At 47.7% G+C, this 740-nt stretch carries 2 protein-coding genes; both read left to right on the top strand.

Going from position 1 to position 740, the window contains the following annotated elements:
- A partial coding sequence (locus tag A3761_RS01550; protein WP_197472725.1) for a cobalamin biosynthesis protein occupies window positions 1-312 on the top strand: 312 nt, incomplete at its 5' end.
- A 62-nt stretch (window positions 313-374) separates the two neighbouring features.
- On the top strand, window positions 375-740 hold a 366-nt coding region (locus tag A3761_RS01545), incomplete at its 3' end, for an SAM-dependent methyltransferase (protein WP_231881116.1).

Raw genomic sequence — 740 nt, 5'->3', positions numbered from 1 at the left:
CAGATTAGCGGCATCGCAAGCATTGATATTAAGGCGGACGAACAAGGGTTAATCGATTTGGCGGCATCCCTGGCTTTACCGTATCTCACATGGGACAAAGATCAGTTGGCGACGGTTGAGTCTCAGCTGAGCGTAAAGTCAGATTATATATTCGACACAGTTGGCGTGTATGGGGTCGCTGAATCGGCGGCATTGTATTCGGCACAAAAGACGACGTCTGCGCCAGCGGAGTTGGTTTTATCGAAACAAAAGACAAAGAAAGCCACGTGCGCGATTGCACGGAGCTTTACTAAGACAGCGTCAGATAAGTAATAGTGCTTAGGTCGTATTGGAAAAATAGTTCATTTGAATTAAGAGCAGGAAACAAAATTAGCATGAGTCAGTTATTTGTAGTGGGCACCGGTCCTGGTGATAGATCTCTTGTGGCGCCGAAAGCGCTTAGCGCCATTGGAGCCAGTTCAGATTTGGTCGCGTACGGTTTGTATCTCGACTTGTTAGGTGATGTGTGTGATGGAAAAACACATCACGAGTTACCTTTGGGGGAAGAGATCGGGCGAGCTAAACTCGCCTTAGATCTCGCGGCTAGCGGTAAAACAACCGCCTTGGTTTCGAGTGGCGACATCGGCATTTATGCGATGGCAACGTTGGTGTTTGAATTGTTGGATCAACAACTCTTAAAGCAAGCGCAAGGCGAGGCCTTAGATCATCCAGAATGGCTAGATGTTGAGATAGACGTTGTC

The organism is Oleiphilus sp. HI0123 (genome assembly GCF_001635315.1).
The sequence above is the reverse complement of the archived record's forward strand: the minus strand, read 5'-3'. Positions and strand labels throughout refer to the sequence as shown.